The sequence below is a fragment of the Cytobacillus oceanisediminis 2691 genome (genome assembly GCF_007678455.1).
GTDB lineage: Bacteria > Bacillota > Bacilli > Bacillales > Cytobacillaceae > Mesobacillus > Mesobacillus oceanisediminis_A.
Genome location: NZ_VEEP01000003.1, coordinates 36143 through 54772 on the forward strand (window position 1 = coordinate 36143; position 18630 = coordinate 54772).

20 protein-coding genes, 1 pseudogene and 1 other annotated feature are annotated in these 18630 nt (G+C 40.2%); of the genes and pseudogenes, 3 read left to right on the forward strand and 18 right to left on the reverse strand.

Going from position 1 to position 18630, the window contains the following annotated elements; genetic code table 11:
• Positions 1-16: 16 nt before the first annotated feature.
• From FS736_RS06650 to FS736_RS06675, 6 genes are all read right to left on the reverse strand, one after another.
• Positions 17-700 carry a type 1 glutamine amidotransferase domain-containing protein gene (locus tag FS736_RS06650; RefSeq protein ID WP_144475606.1) on the reverse strand — a complete coding sequence of 228 codons (684 nt, stop codon included), beginning with the start codon at positions 698-700 and terminating at the stop codon, positions 17-19.
• A gap of 200 nt (positions 701-900) precedes the next feature.
• On the reverse strand, positions 901-1464 hold the full coding sequence (locus tag FS736_RS06655; RefSeq protein WP_144475607.1) for a GNAT family N-acetyltransferase: 564 nt from the start codon (positions 1462-1464) through the stop codon (positions 901-903).
• Between the two features lie 135 nt (positions 1465-1599).
• Positions 1600-2133 (reverse strand): GNAT family N-acetyltransferase, encoded by a 534-nt coding sequence (locus FS736_RS06660; RefSeq protein ID WP_144475608.1) that lies wholly within the window; start codon positions 2131-2133, stop codon positions 1600-1602.
• A gap of 152 nt (positions 2134-2285) precedes the next feature.
• Entirely contained in the window at positions 2286-3257 is a 972-nt protein-coding gene (locus tag FS736_RS06665; protein WP_260983546.1) for a sigma-70 family RNA polymerase sigma factor, read from the reverse strand.
• Between the two features lie 101 nt (positions 3258-3358).
• Entirely contained in the window at positions 3359-4183 is an 825-nt protein-coding gene (locus tag FS736_RS06670; protein WP_260983547.1) for a DUF4111 domain-containing protein, read from the reverse strand.
• Positions 4184-4341: 158 nt separating this feature from the next.
• Complete coding sequence (locus FS736_RS06675) at positions 4342-6147, reverse strand: S9 family peptidase (RefSeq protein ID WP_144475610.1); 1806 nt, start codon at positions 6145-6147, stop codon at positions 4342-4344.
• A gap of 339 nt (positions 6148-6486) precedes the next feature.
• On the opposite strand from FS736_RS06675, the gene FS736_RS06680 reads away from it, so the two are divergent.
• Entirely contained in the window at positions 6487-6903 is a 417-nt protein-coding gene (locus tag FS736_RS06680) for a GNAT family N-acetyltransferase (RefSeq protein WP_144475611.1), read from the forward strand.
• A gap of 119 nt (positions 6904-7022) precedes the next feature.
• Positions 7023-7272 (reverse strand) — a binding site (T-box leader).
• A gap of 64 nt (positions 7273-7336) precedes the next feature.
• Here FS736_RS06680 and FS736_RS06685 read toward each other — a convergent pair.
• The 8 genes and pseudogenes from FS736_RS06685 to FS736_RS24210 all read right to left on the reverse strand — a co-directional run bounded on the left by FS736_RS06685 (position 7337) and on the right by FS736_RS24210 (position 13605).
• The gene (locus FS736_RS06685; RefSeq protein WP_144475612.1) at positions 7337-7921 is read right to left on the reverse strand and encodes a hypothetical protein; all 585 of its coding nucleotides are present in this window, start codon (positions 7919-7921) and stop codon (positions 7337-7339) included.
• Positions 7922-8107: 186 nt separating this feature from the next.
• The gene (locus FS736_RS06690; RefSeq protein ID WP_144475613.1) at positions 8108-8818 is read right to left on the reverse strand and encodes an ABC transporter ATP-binding protein; all 711 of its coding nucleotides are present in this window, start codon (positions 8816-8818) and stop codon (positions 8108-8110) included.
• Positions 8811-9584, reverse strand: a complete 774-nt coding sequence (locus FS736_RS06695) for an ABC transporter ATP-binding protein (protein WP_144475614.1) — start codon at positions 9582-9584, stop codon at positions 8811-8813. Before FS736_RS06695 ends, FS736_RS06690 begins: the two co-directional genes overlap by 8 nt.
• Positions 9556-10533: a branched-chain amino acid ABC transporter permease gene (locus FS736_RS06700; RefSeq protein ID WP_144475615.1), complete on the reverse strand. Its 978-nt coding sequence runs from the start codon at positions 10531-10533 to the stop codon at positions 9556-9558. Before FS736_RS06700 ends, FS736_RS06695 begins: the two co-directional genes overlap by 29 nt.
• A 12-nt stretch (positions 10534-10545) precedes the next feature.
• Positions 10546-11421: a branched-chain amino acid ABC transporter permease gene (locus FS736_RS06705; RefSeq protein ID WP_144475616.1), complete on the reverse strand. Its 876-nt coding sequence runs from the start codon at positions 11419-11421 to the stop codon at positions 10546-10548.
• A gap of 70 nt (positions 11422-11491) precedes the next feature.
• Positions 11492-12646, reverse strand: coding sequence for an ABC transporter substrate-binding protein (locus FS736_RS06710; RefSeq protein ID WP_144475617.1), 1155 nt, complete (start codon positions 12644-12646; stop codon positions 11492-11494).
• A gap of 453 nt (positions 12647-13099) precedes the next feature.
• A pseudogene (locus FS736_RS06715) lies at positions 13100-13262 on the reverse strand (DUF3934 domain-containing protein).
• Positions 13263-13455: 193 nt separating this feature from the next.
• The gene (locus FS736_RS24210; protein ID WP_186326702.1) at positions 13456-13605 is read right to left on the reverse strand and encodes a hypothetical protein; all 150 of its coding nucleotides are present in this window, start codon (positions 13603-13605) and stop codon (positions 13456-13458) included.
• 225 nt (positions 13606-13830) lie between these two features.
• Here FS736_RS24210 and FS736_RS25105 point away from each other — a divergent pair, with 225 nt between their 5' ends.
• Complete coding sequence (locus tag FS736_RS25105; protein ID WP_023614463.1) at positions 13831-13956, forward strand: hypothetical protein; 126 nt, start codon at positions 13831-13833, stop codon at positions 13954-13956.
• A gap of 65 nt (positions 13957-14021) precedes the next feature.
• On the opposite strand, the gene FS736_RS06720 is transcribed toward FS736_RS25105, so the two are convergent.
• Complete coding sequence (locus tag FS736_RS06720) at positions 14022-15560, reverse strand: DUF4145 domain-containing protein (protein ID WP_260983548.1); 1539 nt, start codon at positions 15558-15560, stop codon at positions 14022-14024.
• Between the two features lie 232 nt (positions 15561-15792).
• On the opposite strand from FS736_RS06720, the gene FS736_RS06725 reads away from it, so the two are divergent.
• Positions 15793-16311 carry a CBO0543 family protein gene (locus FS736_RS06725; RefSeq protein ID WP_144475618.1) on the forward strand — a complete coding sequence of 173 codons (519 nt, stop codon included), beginning with the start codon at positions 15793-15795 and terminating at the stop codon, positions 16309-16311.
• A gap of 62 nt (positions 16312-16373) precedes the next feature.
• On the opposite strand, the gene FS736_RS06730 is transcribed toward FS736_RS06725, so the two are convergent.
• From FS736_RS06730 to FS736_RS06740, 3 genes are all read right to left on the reverse strand, one after another.
• A complete protein-coding gene (locus FS736_RS06730; protein ID WP_260983549.1) occupies positions 16374-16592 on the reverse strand; it encodes a hypothetical protein in 219 nt (72 codons plus the stop codon).
• Positions 16593-16686: 94 nt separating this feature from the next.
• Positions 16687-17565 (reverse strand): proline iminopeptidase-family hydrolase, encoded by an 879-nt coding sequence (locus FS736_RS06735; protein ID WP_144475620.1) that lies wholly within the window; start codon positions 17563-17565, stop codon positions 16687-16689.
• A gap of 12 nt (positions 17566-17577) precedes the next feature.
• Positions 17578-18498: a DMT family transporter gene (locus tag FS736_RS06740; RefSeq protein WP_186326703.1), complete on the reverse strand. Its 921-nt coding sequence runs from the start codon at positions 18496-18498 to the stop codon at positions 17578-17580.
• Between the last annotated feature and the right edge of the window lie 132 nt (positions 18499-18630).

Below are 18630 nucleotides of genomic sequence, written 5' to 3' on the forward strand. Positions count from 1 at the left end.
TTTTCACATACTTCAGCTATTGCTTTTTCTTTTCAAGTGCCTTGACTAACTCTTCTCCCATCAACTCTGAAGAAAATGGGTCACGGCTTGTGACAAGCTGTTCATCTGCCCATACAGCATGACCCGTTTTTTCTAGATCACCCTGATCGTATTCGCTGATTTTTCTCATTTCCTGCTCCAAACTAAAAGGCAGGATGTCCAACAGACCCTCTGGCTCCATTTCGTCTGGATAACCGGTTACTTTTTTGCCAGCGATGAAACTTTCACCATTAGGACGCTTTGCGAACACAAGCGGAGCTGGACCATGACATTCTGCCGCAACAATTCCGCCCGCATCATGGATCTTGTTCATGATATTATGCAAATCCTCATTCTTTGCCAGGTCATACATGGCACCATGCCCGCCTACAACAAGCACGACATCATACTCATTTGGATTCACATCTGAAAGCTTCATCGTATTATCGGCTTTGCCTGATTCGTAAAGTTCCTTATAAATGCCTTTTGGATCATAATCCTCACTTAGACTCACCATATCAATTTGAGGCTTTCCTCCAAGCGGTGATGCCAGGTCAACCTGATGTCCTGCATCCTCCAGAATCTGCATTGGAGCGAATAATTCCTCACCCCACCAGCCAGTTTCATAATTATTTTTGTCATCCTTATATCCACTTGATAGAACTGCCAGTACTTTTGACATTTGAAAAAACCTCCTCTATTGATTCCAGAGTTTGTTTTCCCTATTATAGTGCCCATTACTCTTTTAAAAATTTCCATTTAAAATAAAAACGCCCGGACATCCGAGCGTCTAAGTTAATTCCATTTGTAAAAGGCCATCTAATGCGAGATCTTCCATTTTAAGAAACGTTAACTTGCACACTTGCATTGAAACTCTTTTCCCTAACATTTATGATTCTTGTCAAAGTCTCGTTTCAACAAAGAATACATATATAAATCATCAAATTTACCCTGTGTAAACTCATAATCCCTTAATAATCCTTCTTTTATAAATCCGAATTTTTCTACTAATTTTTGTGATGAACGATTCTGTGGCTCTATTAATGCTTCTATCCGGTGGAAATTCATATGCTGGAATCCGTAGTTAATAATAGCTTCAACTGCTTCAGCAGCTATACCTTTTCCCCACAGCTCTTGACTTAATTCAAAGCCAATTTCAGAACGGAAGTGCTTAGAAACAATGTTATGAAAACCACAACTGCCAATCACTACTCCTTGTTCCTTTAAAGTAATTCCCCATCTTATACCTGTTCTGTCGTTATGTATTGATTGATACCAGGAAATCTCATCCAATGCATCGTTAATCGATTTAAACGGTTCTAATCCATAGTACTTCATGACCTCTTCATTAGACAGATACTTAAATATGCTGCTAGCATCGTCTTTTATCACTTTTCTTAATACTAATCTTGCGGTCTCAAGTACAGGAAACGTATCAATATCCATTGTAAAAGCAGCCTCTCCTTAAAGATATCCCGTCTTATTTACCTGCTTATTTCAAAACTATTAACCTTTTTGAATACTCCCTTATGATTCCGTATAATGGTGATAAAATTTACTAGAATGCTGCTCTAATAAATTCTAGTTGTTTACTTCCAAATCCGAAAACAACATCCCATACACCATGCTATCGGTCCATTCACCCTTATTCCAAAAATCTTTTTTGAAATGAGCTTCTTTTCTCATCCCTATTCGTTCGCATAACTTTTGGGATGATTTATTTCTTGCGTCAAGGGTTGCTTGTATACGGTGAACCTGAAACTCATTGAATAGCCACCTGACTAGACTGCTCACCGCTTCTGTTGCATAGCCTTTTCCTGAAACTTCACTAGCAAAACAATATCCAATCTCAACCGTATCTTTCATATTTGTATACCAAACAGATAAGTCACCAATTACTTTAGTATCAATGACTACTGCTAAACTTAACATTGTTTCTTTTGTGAATGAATTATTTTTTAATTTTTTATCAAAGTTCTCTTTTATATTTTCCTCGGTCCATTTATCATGCAAGAGATATCTACATGTCTCCTCATCCTTATAAATGTTAAAAACATCTTGTAAATCATCACTCTTAAAAGGCCTCAGTAATAATCTTTCCGTTCTGAACTCCAATATAAACCCTCCAAACCAGGTACCGCCATTTTAATAATGATATATATTTACATAGATGGTACAAAATGATCATTGATCCTTTTCTAAATGAAACTTGCGTCAATCATTCTAGAATTGACGCATCCTAAATAGAGAGAAGCTTATAAATATGTTCATTTATCAACTATGGTATTGGGTCTCCAATCAACTACAGGTTTATCCAATTGCGGAGGGAAATTTAATTCTTCCGCGGCAGCAAAAATAAATTCTTTACAGAAATAGAAGCTTCTATGGAGTACTATCTTACCGTTCTCGATCTCTTGATATTGTATGTCATGAATCATCCTGGTCCCATCTGCTGCATCAAAGAAAACAACGATAACATTTTTACCCCAAAGCAGAAGCTCCTCTGCTCGGAAGCCAGGAAGTCCAAAACGCATAGAACCAGAGCGCATTTCTTCTTTTGAAAATTCTTGAAAGCCCATTGGAGCCTCATTTTGGGCTTGTTCAGTCATGAGTTCTAAAACTTTATCAACATCTCCATCATTTAATGCCTTTAAATAAGATTGAATTACCGTGTTACTAGCTGGTTTATCTATAGAAACAAGAGAATTCGTTTTTTCCTGAATAGGATTTTCAGAAAGTTGCTTTTGCATTCTCCTTACGGTCGCATATACTGCACCTGGTGTTGTTTTAACCATACCAGCCACTTCCTTTGCGGTAAATGTAAAAACTTCTTTCAGGAGAAATACCGCGATTTGACGTGGAGTAAACAATCCTAATAGGTACTCTATAGCCTCTTCTGCATCAAAGCTTTCAGAATTATATTCTGCCTCTACATCCTCTTCTTCTAGATGACCTATCATACGCTTTTGCTTACGGCAATGATCAATCCAAGTGGTTGTAGCTATTCTATAAAGATAAGACTTTGGATTAGTAGGGTGCCAGCGTTGATAGATACTTCCATATGCTTTAACCATCGTTTCCTGGAATAGATCCTCGCCATCCCACGGTGATCCTGTTAAATAGCGACAATACCTCCATAGCCCTTCTCTAAATTCCTCAATTATTTGATTGAACTCAACCTTTAATTCACGAGTTTTCTCAGTAAACGTTAACATTTGATTTTCTTCTGATTTTCCCATAGTAACCTCCTTTAGTTCACTCACTATGTATAACGAATGGGACAAGGGAAATTATACGCATACCCAAAAAAATTTTCTCGATACCTTGTTATAAAAATTCATTAACTATTGACCAAGTTATTATTACAGTATTTAATGAGAAATTTTGAGAATCTTACTGTTTGATCCAATTTCTCTAACTCTGTGCTAAAAATCTTTGTCTTTATACCTTTACGTATATTCATAGCTTCATTAATGATTTTATGCCATTCCAATGGCAATTGGGTTAATCCATACTCACCAGCGTCCAATTTGGATACGATATCATATTCCTTTATCGTATAAAACTGGCGAAGTAATCCTAACACCGTCCATTCTATTTCTAAATCTATTTTTTCTCTTGGGAGATTTACCAGTTGTTCCATTGAAGCTTCGGCCATTAGAATCCTATTTGTCCAGTATGTATTCATATTGCCAAGTACATAGGAAGATAATTCTTCAGGGTGGAGGTCAAATTGAAAGTTCTCTAGCTTTTCCCCCAAAATGGTAATTCCCTTTCTTTTTAAAACCCACCAAGTAATTGGGTTAAAATTAAAAAAATCACCAAAGTGCAGTTCACCATTATTATAATACGGGCAGCAAACATCATTTCCTCTGTTTTTGTGAAATACTCCTAAATCCTCGCGAAGTGCATAGACTCCATCCATTTCTGGCTTTTTATATTTATCTGCAATGGTTGTATGTATAAAGGTTAAAGCTTTCGAATCCTCTTCTGCTAAACGCCTTTTTGTCACTGTGATAAAGTCAATGTCGCTAGAATCTTCGACGTATGCATTTAGGGCAATTGAACCGTGTATATATAACCCTTCCATCATTCCAGGAAAATGTTCATTAAATAGATTTATATACTCAGTTAATATTGTATCAACATCTTTTGGTATTCCCATCAATAAACTCCCTTTAAAAGAATTTGCACTAATATTTTAACATAAAATCCCATTTTGAATCATATAACATTTCACAATTAAAAAACGGCGTGGTAAATTTCCACGCCATTTACTTAAACATCTTTTTATCAGAAAGAATACTTAGCTTCTCTATTAGCTTATTCTGCTAAAACCTTTTCCCCGACAAATTGATCAAAAAATTCCAGGATCGTCCGGTTCACAAGGATTTCGTTTTCTTTTTTCGAAAATCCATGACCTTCATCATCTAGAACAAGGTATTTGACTTCACGGCCCTTTTCCTGAAGTGCCTTGACAATCTGGTCGGATTCCTGCTTCACAACTCGAGGGTCGTTTGCTCCCTGGATGATCAGCATTGGCTTTGTCATGGTGTCCAGATAAGTGATTGGCGAGAACTCTGTCAATTTATCGAAATCCTTGACTGGATCGCCTACCCATTGGTTCATGATCGGCTTCCAGTGCTCTGGGACTGATTCAATGAATGAGAATAGGTTCGACGGCCCGAAGATATCAACTACGGCTTTGAAATATTCCGGATGGCGGCCGTGCAACAGAAGCGCCATATATCCACCGAAGCTTCCACCCATCAATAGTGTCTTGTCCCTGTCAGCTAAACCGTTCTCATAAAGATATTCAAGGCCTGCGATATTATCGAGGCGCGGTCCTTCGCCCCAATTTCTCTCGACCATCTTAGTGAACGCCAGTCCATAACCGGTTGAACCGCGGAAATTCGGTGCGAAAATACTATACCCTCTGTTCACAAGGAACTGGAACATCGACCGGAAAAATTTCCTTTCTGCTGCCTGCGGCCCCCCATGCGGCCAAAGGACGACATGGCCATTGCTTACGTCTTCATTCGCTTTGAAAAATAATGCTTCCATTGCTAGTCCATCATAGGATGGATACGTGATCACTTCTGGCGTTATAAGGTCTTCTTCCTTCACACCCGGAACAGTCAGGTTGGTCAGTTGAACCCATTCATCACTACCTGCTTCCATTTTAAAAATATTATTAGGCTTTGTCGCTGAACCAGCCAAAATATACACATTTCCACTCTTGGCAACCATGCCGCCATGGATAATCGAAGCAGGAAGATTCATATTTTCATACGATCCATCAGCCAGATTGTATCGATACAAATAATCTTCGACACCCTTTGACGTTACAAAATAAAGGCTATGGGAACTCTCACTATGTCGAATCGCACCTAAGTCTTCCTTTTCAATCGAAAGGACTTTTGAAAATTCATGTGTCTCTAGATTGAACTTTGCCAGATAACCAAAATCCTCACCAAAGGTTGTGACAAAATAGTACTCATTCCCAACGAATACTCCCTCACCAACAGTAAATTGCTCATCCGTTTCCGGAGTCAGGGAATACGAACGCCCATTCTGAAGAATAAAACCCGGCGAATATGTATTTGCATATTGCTTGATATAGGCAAAATTACTCTCGTCTTCGTCAACAGCCACTAAGAAACACGCAGCACCTTCGCCCTCAACGACAATGTCTTCCACATCGTTTTTGATGTCGTAACGGTAAATATTCAAGAATGTCTGATTGCCTTTTGTAGAAGTATAATAAAGACGCTGGTCATCCTTTGACAAAAACGGAAGCATGTGGCGGTGGCCCTCAGCCGTACGGAGTGGCACCATTTCGCCGCCTGCAGGTGGAAGAGCATACAGCTGACCGTTTTCATCTCCATCCTGGTCAAAACCTACAACCAAAAACTTTCCTGCATTTGAATACCGCAATGCCTGGCACGTCTGATCAATAAACGTCAGCGGATACGGATACTGGTTCGGCAAATCCATTGCCCATAAATTATACTTGCCTGTTAAATTCGTACTGAACACTAATTGTTTTTCATCAGGGCTTACCGTAAAAGCTTGAACATTAAACGTACGATAAAAATTCTCAACATCCGGCTTCTTAAACTGCATCATTTCCCCAACCCCTATTATTTTAGAAATTTCTATCTATACTGAAAACTTAAACAGAACTAAGGTCAAATGTCCAGCCAAAAACAAAACACACTTTCGACATGTTTCTTATCCGGACTGGGCCATAAACACAAACTGCCACAAAGTACAAAAAAGCGACAAACCTTAAAAATAAAGTCATATCCTGCGCTTTCCCGAGAAATAATTTACGGAATTCAGGAGGATTTCCTAGTCTAAAATTGAATTTAAAAAACATAGAAGAATGTCTTGGGGGAAATGATTTGTTATTTTACTTCTTATGCATTTCAAAGCTAGTAAAAACTAATGAGGAGTTGATAGCGGGTGTTATTTAAAAATTCGCTTGCAGGTATACAACCTGAAATGTTGGAAGGCTTCTTTGTCGGTTGGCCAACGCCACCAAGTCCAGAGACTCATTTCAAATTATTAAAAAACAGCAGCAAAGTCATCTTAGCATTCGATAAAGAGTCTGAACGAGTTGTTGGTTTCATCACAGCAATCAGTGATGGGGTCCTATCAGCCTATATTCCCTTCTTAGAAGTGCTGCCAGAATTTAAAAATAGAGGAATCGGCAAGGAATTAGTCAATCGAATGATGACAGAACTTCATGATATATATATGATTGACTTGTGTTGTGATGATGACCTTGTCCCCTATTATGAAAAGCTGGGTATGATAAAGGCAAATGGGATGCTTTTAAGGAATTATGAGATGCAGTCTGGGATTATTAAAAGTTCTTAGTATCTGATATCTCCAGAGTCTTTCACAATATATTGTTATTTCTACAAATTTCCCCCTCTGGTCTGTGGATTATCTATAAAAAATGCAATAAAAAAACTCTCACCACCCAAGAATTATATCTTGAGGACGAGAGTTATAACTTCGTGGTACTACCTCAGTTTGTTGATTTGTCGCCAAACCAACCTCTTCGGGTAGTTACATACCCTATCTTTATTTCGGAAGAACCCGTCTTATGATCCCTATTTCTTCATTAGATTAGCAAGAAGCTCCGAGACTTTATTCATTAAGGTAGATATTTCTCCCTTCCAGCAGCCAGGAGCTCTTTGTGAATAACCAATAATTAACTACTCTTCTCATCAACGCTTATATAATTTGGAATTTTAAATATTTTATCTGTTATATTAAGTTAAGACAATAAATATCTTCTATCCGGTCAATCATTAGATTTTTGGCTCTCACAGTCTGCGCCCGAACAACCTGTAAAATTTATAACTAAAAAACCTCTAACTGAAACAATTTGTCTGCCACAAACATCAGTTATAACTGTTGGAGTAAAAAATGTTGCTCCCCCAAAAGAATAACAGTCATCGACACAGGATTCTTGCCCACACGTATATCCAATTATTTGATCAACACAGACAGTCGTATAAAAATTTAATGGTGATCCCTGATTTGGAAAGAGTGGTTGATTGGCGATCACGTTAAGTGCACTTATATTAACTTTTAAGCAGCCAACTAAATGTACAGACTCAAGAAATACAGAACATTGCAGTGGGTTGCCTCGGCATGGATTTGGTATTTCCACTGGTTCTGCCACTGTTTCAAGTAAGCATTTCAATTGCGAAACGTCTACACTAAAATTTGAAAACCCTGCAGAATTAAATGTAAAGCCGTCTGGAACAACTGCAGTGGCACAGAAGTCCACCGTATTTTCACATTCTAACTGTTGTGTTGCAACAGGCTCTTCCACTATTTCACCCTTATGGTTAAAATGAACAGCACCTTCTTCCGCTCCCACAAAATCAGTCCCTTCCTAAAAAATGTCCTTATATATAAGTATGCAGGAAAGAAAGAAGTGAAAGGGACAAAGATACAATTATCAACAAACAAAAATGTCGTGGGTTTCCACGACATTTTTGTTTGTTATTCACCAAAGGAAAGCTATCCTGCTCTTGCCAAGACCTGTAATTAGAATACATATCCATTAACTTGATTTCCGTCCAAGATAGGCCTCCATGATCCGCGGGTCGGTCAAAAGGTCACTGGATTTTCCTTCTGCGACAATTTTTCCTGTTTCAAGCACATATCCATAATCAGAAATACGGAGAGCCTGCCTTGCATTCTGTTCCACAAGGAGAACGGTTGTCCCTGTTTTGTTAATCTCCTTGATGATCTTGAAAATGTCGGCAACAACAAGTGGAGCCAGTCCCATTGAAGGTTCATCTAGCAATAAAAGTTTTGGTCGGCTCAAGATTGCCCTCGCGATTGCAAGCATTTGCTGTTGTCCTCCAGAGAGGGTCCCACCCAGTTGCTGCTGCCTTTCCTCTAGTATCGGGAATCTATCCATCACTTTTTCAATATCATGTTTAATCTCATGATCCTTGCGGTGATAGGCACCCATTTCTAGATTTTCGAGCACCGTCATACCTGAAAGAATTTGCCTTCCTTCAGGAACAAGGGCAATTCCTGTTCGCACCAGCTGATCCGGCCGCCTTCCTGTTACATCCTCTCCAAGAAATTCTACCTTTCCCTCCTGCGGTTTTAAAAGGCCGCAGATCGTTTTCATTGTAGTGGATTTACCAGCACCATTTGCACCAAGGATGGTAACAATGCTGCCTTCCTCAACCTCAAGACTTATATTTTTCAGCACACTGATTTTTCCATAGGAAGTAGAAATACCCTGAACCTTAAGCATATATTTCATCCTCCTCACTCCCGAGATATGCCTCGATGACATCAGGATTATTCTGTATTTCAGCAGGTGTGCCCTCGGCAATTTTCCTGCCAAAGTTAAGCACCGCAATCCGGTCACACAAATTCATCACTAGCGGCATATCATGCTCGATCAGCAGGACAGTAACGCCATTTGCCTGTATCTTTTTTATCAACTCAAACAAACTGCTTGTTTCGGTTTCGTTCATCCCGGCTGCCGGTTCATCAAGCAGCAGCAATTGTGGATCACTTGCCAGAGCTCTGGCAATTTCCAGCCTTCTTTGCTGACCGTAAGACAGGCTGTCTGCTACTATCTCCCCATATCCCGCCAGCCCGACAAACTCTAGCAATTGTTTCGCTCTGCTTCGTATATGCTCCTCTTCTCGTCGCTGTGCTTTTGTTCTGAAGACACTGCTTAATACACCCGACTTGCTCCGGCAATGCTCCCCTACCATTACGTTTTCTGCCGCTGTCATTTCAGGGAACAGGCGGATATTTTGAAATGTACGGCAAATCCCTTTTCTTGTAATCAGGTGTGGCTTGATTCCGCTAATATTTTCCCCGTTAAAAACAATTTCTCCTGATGTTAGGGGAAACATCGATGTAACTAAATTGAACATCGTCGTTTTTCCTGCTCCATTCGGTCCGATTAGCCCGAAGATTTCACCTTTATTGATGGAAAAGGTGACATCGGACACTGCACTTATTCCGCCAAAATTTTTACGCACTTTTTTGATTTGCAGTACCATGCTCTTTCCCCCTTTTCTTCGTTTTCATCTTCAGCCATTTAAGAAGATGAACGTCAATGAGTCCCTGAGGACGGACAGCCATCATGATGAGGATAATCAAACCATAAATCATATAACGGTACTCACTGATAAAGCGAAGAACTTCAGGCATGACAGTTAAAAAGAATGCTCCAAAAACCGGCCCCCAAATGACCTCGCTGCCACCAAACACTGCAAAAATCAAAATCTCTACTGCCCTATGGTAAGCAAAGTCAGCCGGACTGATATAGGCAAGCACGTGAGCATACAAGGCTCCAGCAAATCCGGAAAGCAAAGCCCCCTGTGTAAAAGCAAGAACTTTAAAGTAAGTGATATTGATCCCCATTGATTCAGCTGCCTTTTCATCCAATTTGATGGCAGCAAACGCCCGCCCGATCCGAGAGCGGTTTTGTCTTCTGAAAAACCAGACAATCCCCGTCACAATGAATAATAAGAGCAGAAAAACCATCAAAAAAATGAATTGATTGTTTTGCAAACCTATCATCCCCGGGTCAAAGCCCACTTCCTTAAAATTTCTGAGGATTTCCCTCCCAAGATGTGGAATACCAGATAACCCAATAGATCCTTTCGTCAAAGACTCCCAGTTTACTAAAACAACACGGAGGACTTCTCCAAATCCGAGAGTAACGATGGCCAAATAAACTCCTTGAAGCCTAAGTGTCGGAATTCCAATAATAATACCGAACAACCCTGCCATAAGTGTCCCGGCTAAAATGCCAACCAGGATCGAAATATCGAAGTTCAATGTCAAAAGCGCCGATGTATAGGCACCTATTCCCATGAACCCTGCATTTGCGAGTGAAAGTTGGCCGGTAGCAAGTGTGATATAAATGCTTATGCCAAGTATGACATTGATCAAAATAAATGAAGCCACCTGTAAATAGTATGGATTGATAAGTTCTCCAAGCATTGGTTCACCTTCTTACGCCGAAATTTTTTGGCCGAATAATCCCTGCGGCCTAATCAGGAGAATGACAATGATTGCCACAAAGGCAATTGCATCCCGATAGCCCGAGTCTCCGTACACCACAATGAAGGTTTCCGCCAATCCAAGGATCAGGCCGCCTGCCATCGCACCCTTGACATTTCCCATTCCACCGAGAATGATAATGGCCAATCCTTTTAAGCCAATAGATAAGCCCATTTGAGGGGTGACTGAGTTAAACGCCATTCCGACCAGGATTCCTGCAATTCCCCCCATAGCCGAAGCGATAATGACAGTCATGGTGATTGTCTTTTTCGTATTGACTCCAAGAAGACTGGCCGTTTCAAGGTTCTCTGCCGTCGCCCTAAGAGCTTTGCCTGCTTTTGTCTTCCCAAGCCAATACGATAGTGTGTACATTAAAATAACAGAAATCATAAAAATGACAATTTGGACCAGATACACTGTTATAGATCCAATCTGGAAGCTGATTTCCGCAAAAGAATTATTGAAGGGATGGTTTCCTGCCCCAAATAAATGGTGGGATAAGTTTTCAAGCAAGATGGAAACACCAATGGTACTGATTAAAGGGGCAAGATGTGAAACTCCCTGTTTATTTCGCAGTGGTCTCAATGCAAAGCGCTCCAGTAAGTAGCCCATTATCCCAGTCACCAAAACAGCGGCTGCGAAAGCAAGCCATAGTGGCCCTTTGAAAGTGGAGGTTACAATAACTCCTATAAAAGCTCCAAACATGAATATTTCACCATGGGCCATATTGATGATGCCAAGCACCCCAAATACGAGTGTAAAGCCGAGTGCCACAATGGCATAAATGCTGCCCAGGGTAATACCGTTGATTAACTGTTCGATTAACATGGCATCTCACCTTCTGAATTAAAAGAAATTTCCATCAGCGGATTATTCCGCTGATGGATCTTAGGGATGACTATTCAAAAACCTTGAACTTGCCTTCGTCAATTACAAGTACAGTAGGCTCCATTACAACATCTCCGTCCTTATCAAACGAAAAGTTTCCAAGGATCCCCTGAAAATCTTTGGTTTCCGCTAATGCATCTCGAACTGCATCCCGGTCTGCCTCTCCAGCCTTCTTTAACGCTCCAGCCATAATATAAAGAGCGTCATACGCCTGTGCAGCAAACTGGTCGGGCTTTTTGCCGTATTTATCTTCATACGTTTTTACGAAGTCCTGTACTTTCTTATCGTCTTTTTCACCATACCAGGGAGTTGCCACAATCAAGCCGTTGGCAGCATCACCAGCAATTTTGATCACTTCAGGAGAGTTGAAACCATTCCCGCCGACAAACGGAACATCAATTCCCATTTTACGTGCCTGGTCCATAATGACCGCACCTTCGTTATAAAGAGCGGAAGCCAGGATTAGATCCGGTTTCAAACTTTTAATCTTCGTCAATTGTGCATTATAGTCAGATTGACCTTTTTGGAAGGTCTCAATGGTCAAGATTTCAAGCCCCTTCTCTTCAGCTGCCTTTTTCATCGTATCGAATCCTGACTTTGTAAACACATCATCATTTCCATATAAGATTGCTACTTTTTTAGCGTCATACTTTTCAATCGCTTTATCGATCGCTGCTGGAATAGCCAGTGCTTCAGGAAGAGAATTACGGAATACATATTCACCAATTTGCGGAATTCCTTCTGCAGTAGTAGATGTTCCCATAATCGGCACCCCATTCAGGTCCGCTTCAGGACCAACTACATTCATCTCGGTACTTAGGGTTGGCCCAATAATAGCCGTCACATTTTCGGAATTCATCAATTTCTGCGCAGCGGTTAATGCCTGATCCTGCTTACCTGAGGAATCCTCAATGACGAGGTTGATCTCTACTTCTCCCTTTTTATTAATTTCTTCACTTGCAAGGTTCAGCCCGTTTGTAATTGCTTCACCATAGGCCGCTCCCGGTCCGCTGATATAGGATATAACTCCGATATCAGCTGTTACTTTTCCTCCTGCCCCGTTTGCCTCCTTTTCTACAGATGACTGGGCACCCCCACAAGCCGACAACAATAGCAGACTTGATAAGGTCGTAAACTGGGCAAATCTTCTAAATTGCTTTCTCATTCACATATTTCCCCTCTCTTTTTTTGAAAAATTATAATATTCTAAACTATATAACAATTAAAATACAAATCTTTTACAAAGTAAAGGCTAATAAAAAGAATTTTCTATTAAGTAATTTATTTAAACTAACCATCTAGATTAGGTAAGGTAACCAGAAAAAAAGAAGTAAAAAAAGGAACCTCCTTAAATAAGAAGACTCCTTATCAGTTTATTTTTTAAGAACACATCCTCCTAGTTCATTAATCTCATTTTGAGTAACACGAGTATGCAGTGATTTAATTTTTTCACTTTCCCTATTTAGCGACCTACAATTACATGGGGATAACCCCACTGATTCCAAGTAATAAAGGAAATCCAAAACGGATCAGAAATTTATTCAATTTGCCTTCCGTTTAAAAACAAAAAAGCGTCAATCCACTTTCTGGATCAACGCACAATTTTCGCTAGTGTTTACTAATTTTCGGATAGTTCATCTTTTGAAGCATCTTGATGTTTTACACCTTTACTTTTATAGGGTTTTGCACTCTTTTTTTTTATTTGCACTTGCTTGCCAGCGATTCCAGCCTTTTTTGCCTGTACCTCTGCCTGTTCCGCTCTTACCCTTATCTTTACTCAAAAAATCAACTCCATATTCTTGTACGTTCCTTGTTTAGTTTTATCCGTTTTTCATTAGTAAAAACCAAACTGATCGAAGTATTATCATATACCAGTCGGCTCCTATTTTCTATAATAAAAAATAAAGCAGTTCAATTCACCTGGAATTGGACTGCTGATCGTTTTGATATTTAAAATTCTGAGTTATATACTTTTTAATGTACTCGAATGATTTCATAGATATCTTCATCGTGATGAACTCTTGTATGCTTTGATTCGATTCTTTCAAATTCCTCATTTCCGACCTTTGGCAAAGTGTCACCTAACAACCAGTTTCTGAATTCATAGATAATGTCTGCTAACATCGTAATTCCTCCCGGAAATGGTTCTTATTTTTTTACACTCTCATTATACTTGTGAATAGTTTCACATGTAAAGCGCTTTCATTATATCCGGAATAGCAAAATAATATAGAATTATGAGAAACTTATCAAACATAAGACACTCAATTTATCTGTCACTATTACAACTACAAGAATAATCCTCCAAAATTCGAACAAAATACATATGATTAAAAAGGAGGTATTTACATGCCAAATCAAAATGATAACAAGTTCAGGAAAATCCAATCTGAAAGTTTCAAGCAAGGGAAATCGCAAGAGGAATACGCAGCTGAGCTAGAAATGAACAAGTTAAAAGCACAAAAGAGGAAGTAAGGAGCACTTTCTTTTTTAGAAGTGGTGAAAAAATGCCGTGGCATCACCACGGCATTTTGATATTTTTATTCACCCTTCAATAATGGGATATCCACCTCAACATCTAAACGGGTGAGAACCTTACCAAGTGTCTCAAGCCCGGACTTCGGATTGATTTTCATCTCTAGATAATATACATCCCTAGAAATTTGTGATTGATAAGTATGAAGCTGAGTAAATGGTCTTTGATCTGGATGGAAGGGCTGGAGCGCAATGGCATAACGCTTGCCAATATCGGTAGATCCAAGGATAATGCCTGCTTTTACCAGGTTGTGCAGAGGAAGACGATTGTCTTCCATCCACTTCATCGCTTCCTTCCAAATTGCCGGAACGCTAGAACCTTCAATAACAGATTGATTACCATCCAGCTTTACTTTTACGTATAATGATTCCCACTTCTTGAAGCTCTTTCGCTCTGTTGAACTATTGTCATCTGCTTGGACTGTGTGGTTTGTAACCCTGGCCTTCAGCTGATCGAATAACTTCTCAACAGTCCCGACTCCAACATTGTCATACTTCGCTAAAATCACAAGCTCCATTGGAAGCTGGCTGACAGTATAAATCTGGTCTTCATTCAACTGTCTCAACAAACTTGGAATCCCCGTGAATTCCTCAGCAGTCAGTGGAACTTTCTTCAACTCATCTGTCACGACAAGATGATTCGCTTTGTAAAAGAAAAACAATTCGCCCTGGCGCTTCAGTGTCAGGTTCCTCCGCACTTTCTCTTCTTCGATAAAAACACCAAGCTCGTCGAAAAACTGCTCATCATTTTTTTCACTGTAACGCTTCACATTCTTATGCAGGCCTTCCAGGTTACCTGGCAGTTCACTAATGATTCGAGCCTCCTGCTCTGCACCAAGTCGAATCAAAAAAGTTTCGGACTTATCGAAACGCTGGGGCAACAGAAATGCATCACGCAGAAAATAAGGAATTTCAAGAGATCTTCCTTTATAAGTGATCGTCCTGATTGGCGTAAAACCCGGTGTCTCCTGAACTTCGATTGCTATCGGCGCAGCAACTGCCGCGGCCACTTCCTCCATTGCCTGCGTCTCAGCTTGTTGTACTGGCGGGTTCTTCAATAGTTCTTCCAAACCCTTCAACCTGATCTCTAGCTCTGTCATATCGAACACTTTTTCTGTCTGTGGAGAAGGATCCTGATATTCCGGCACTGCTGATTCAATTGGACCGTATACCTCGACATACCATTTAACGATGCTATACAAAGCTTCCCATGACAAAAGCGCCTCAGAATAGCGAAACATTCGCGCATCATGTGCTGCCTGGTTTCCCAATCTCCGAACCAAGTGCAGCGCATCTCGAATCTCAGGAATCAAATATCCCTGATCATTGAGCAAATCCAGCCTTTCTTTCAAACCAGTCCGGGCATCCTCTGAAATTCCCTCTAGTTTGGTCACCTGCTGCAAAATATTTTCAATAAATACCCTTGAATGAGTCAGCATCGTTCTTGGACTAGAGAAAATACTATTTTCAAGTTCCCTGGCCAGCAATGCCAGTTCCTTTGAAAGCGGCTCTAAAAATTGATAGAAATATGTATAAGAATTCATTTTTTGCTCCCTCGATTTTAGTCTCCTCTGATTTTATCATATTAATTCTTCTTTGATAGGCTCACCCGGAAATTGGGAACAGTAAGATGACGTTAAAAATCAGTAAATAAATTGATTAACAAGGTCCAGAAACTTATTTACAAAAGGTTATCAATTCTCGTGTTTAGTATGGTTTTCATCTACATAATTTTTTATGAACAGGGCAATTTAAAGGTCAGGAGGCGGGATACACATGAAAGATAGATCCATATTGAATATCTTGACTTTAATTGGTCTTTTCGGAAGCATCTTTTTTTTGTCGAGAAAAAAATATAAATTTAAAGACTGGGTTCTTATTTATTTTATAAAGACTCTGGTCTCTACGATTTTTGACGGTCCAGTTATAAAAAGAAAATATGTTAAATACCCACATCGCTATTTCCCGAAATTTTTCGATTCCAACATTGTTTTTTTGTATGTCCTGTTTCCTTTAACATGTGTGATGTATAATCAATTCACTAACAAAATGGATACCTTAAAGTCTATATTATGTGTTCCACTATTTAGTGGACCGATGACCATTTTGGAGCATTGGCTTGAAAAGAACACTGGTTTAGTTAAATATCATAAAGGGTGGAATAGCTATATTACCTTTATGGTTCTTTCCTTTACTTTTTTGTTGGTTAAAGGGTCCATAAAGGGAATTCTTTTATTGGATCAAAAATTCAACAATCCCTCAAAAATTGAAAACCAAGATGTCCTACCTAAATAAGGTACTATTCTGTTCTAAGATGAAAATAAAAAAATCCCTCGATATCTCGAGAGATTTCACTATTAAGCATATTGAACTCCTGCAGCTTTTACTTTATTGATATCGCCGGAACTGCATGGGGTAACGCCGTATGTCATGCCACAGTTCGGGCAATTAGTGATTACCGTTTCCATCGTGAACATTTCACCACATTCACAAGCAATTCGGTGTGCGACACGCGGTTTGATTTTTTCTTTTCCTTTGCTTTTCACATGGTCGACAATAGCTTTGCCATCTTCCAATCGAGAACATCCACAGCTCATGAAAAAAACTCCTTTATGCTTGATTAACACTATTACCATAGCACAAAGGATTCATGCGGGGGTATAGCAAAAGTCACACCTTACAATCGACTTTTTCTAGAAACTCACCAATCACTCTCAGATACTCTTCAGGTTCCTCAATGTACGCCATATGGGCACTGCTTTCAAAGACATGTACCTCTGATGCAGGGGTCATTTGGGCATAATACTGAGTCGATTCTGGGGTCGCCTCATCAAAACGGCCACATGTATAAAGTGTCGAACACTCAATCCTGCTCAATTGCTGGGTACAATCGAAGGTTTTAAGATTCCCTTTTACCGTGAATTCGGAAGGTCCCCACATCATTTCATAAACCACTGGGTTCCTCATCCCAGCTCCAGCCTTTATCCATTCCAGATCTGGTTCACCCCGGAAAACAAATTCCTTATTGAACGCCTTTATCGCATCATGGAATTCCGCGGAATCCGTCTCCCCGCTTTCCTCACAGCGCAAAATCGTCTCCTGAACCTCAGTCGGCAGCTTGGCGATATTCCGCTTCTGATCCTCTTCCCACATAGGTGCACTCAAGCAGGGGCTCGAAAAAATGACACTCTTCACGCCAATTGGCTTGGTCAAGACATATGCAGCAGCCAATGTAGTTCCCCAGGAATGTCCAAGTATATGAACTTCGGTAAGCTTCAATGCTTCGCGAACCTGTCCAAGCTCCTCAACGAATCGATCAATTTTCCATAGAGAAAGATCATCCGGCCGGTCTGACTTACCACAGCCCAGCTGATCGTACATCACAACAGGGCGATCCTCGCCAAGCGCTTTTAATCCTTTTAATGAATAAGTCGAGGATCCTGGACCTCCATGTAATATCACAACCGGTGTCCCCTTTGCATCCTTGTTGTAAATCTCATACCAGACTCTTCCCCCGGTAACCTCTACAAACCCTTCTTGGTACATCATCTAATCCCCCTTCTATGCTTCCTCTGCTAATTGTACAGTTTTCTTTTTGGTAAAAGAAGTGATGGCCACTCCTGCAAAAACAAGGCATCCGCCAAGGATTTGCGGCAAAGATATCACCTCACCGAGAACAAAGAACGCGAACACGGTACCAAACACCGGAATTAGATTCAACGATATCGACGCCTTTGAAGGCCCAATTAGCTCAACCCCACGATTCCATAATAAAAAAGAACAAATGGATGGGAAAATCCCTATGTAAAATAGCGCACTCCATTCCTCTAGTCCTACATTTCCCACCGGGACCATGAACAGTTCGATCCCCACCGCAGGAATCATCAGCAAAAAACCAATCGTCAGCGTAAATCCGAAAATTGCTAAAGAAGGTATTTTACCGGAAATCTTCTTAATAAAAATAGAATACAATGCCCACGAAATGACAGCCAGTACCATAATCAGATCACCAATATTAAAATGCAGTGACAGCATCCGTTCAAAAGAACCATGAGTAATGACAACAAGCACCCCAAGCATCGAAATAACCATCGAAACCCAGTACCTCAGCTCCATCTTCTCCCCGATCAACAGTGCTGATAGAAGGAAAATAAACAGAGGGCTCGTACTGTTCAATAAAGTCGCATTTATGGCCGTTGTATAATTGACAGCCCAATAGATAAGTAAATTAAAGCCAATCACGCCCGTCACCGCCAGGAACAAAAGCAGCCTGAAATGCTCGCGGAAGGCAGCTCTTTCATGCATGAATAGCTTAATGATGACCGGAGACATAATTAAAACCCCAATCGCCAAACGAGTGAACGATATTGTCACCGGCGGAAGCGAACCAGCAAGAAACTTGCCAGCCACCGCATTGCCTCCCCAGAACAAAGCAGCGATGACTAATAAAAAGTAAGGTGCATTCACCATTCTTTGCAGCAATTCTCTCCCCTCCTCTTTTTCTGCAATTGGCTTACCATAGTTTATATTTATTCTGCAAAACCCTAAGATTACCTTCTTACTTGGATAGGAAAACAGGAATGGTAAACTAGGAACTATTTTAAAGAGCATTGC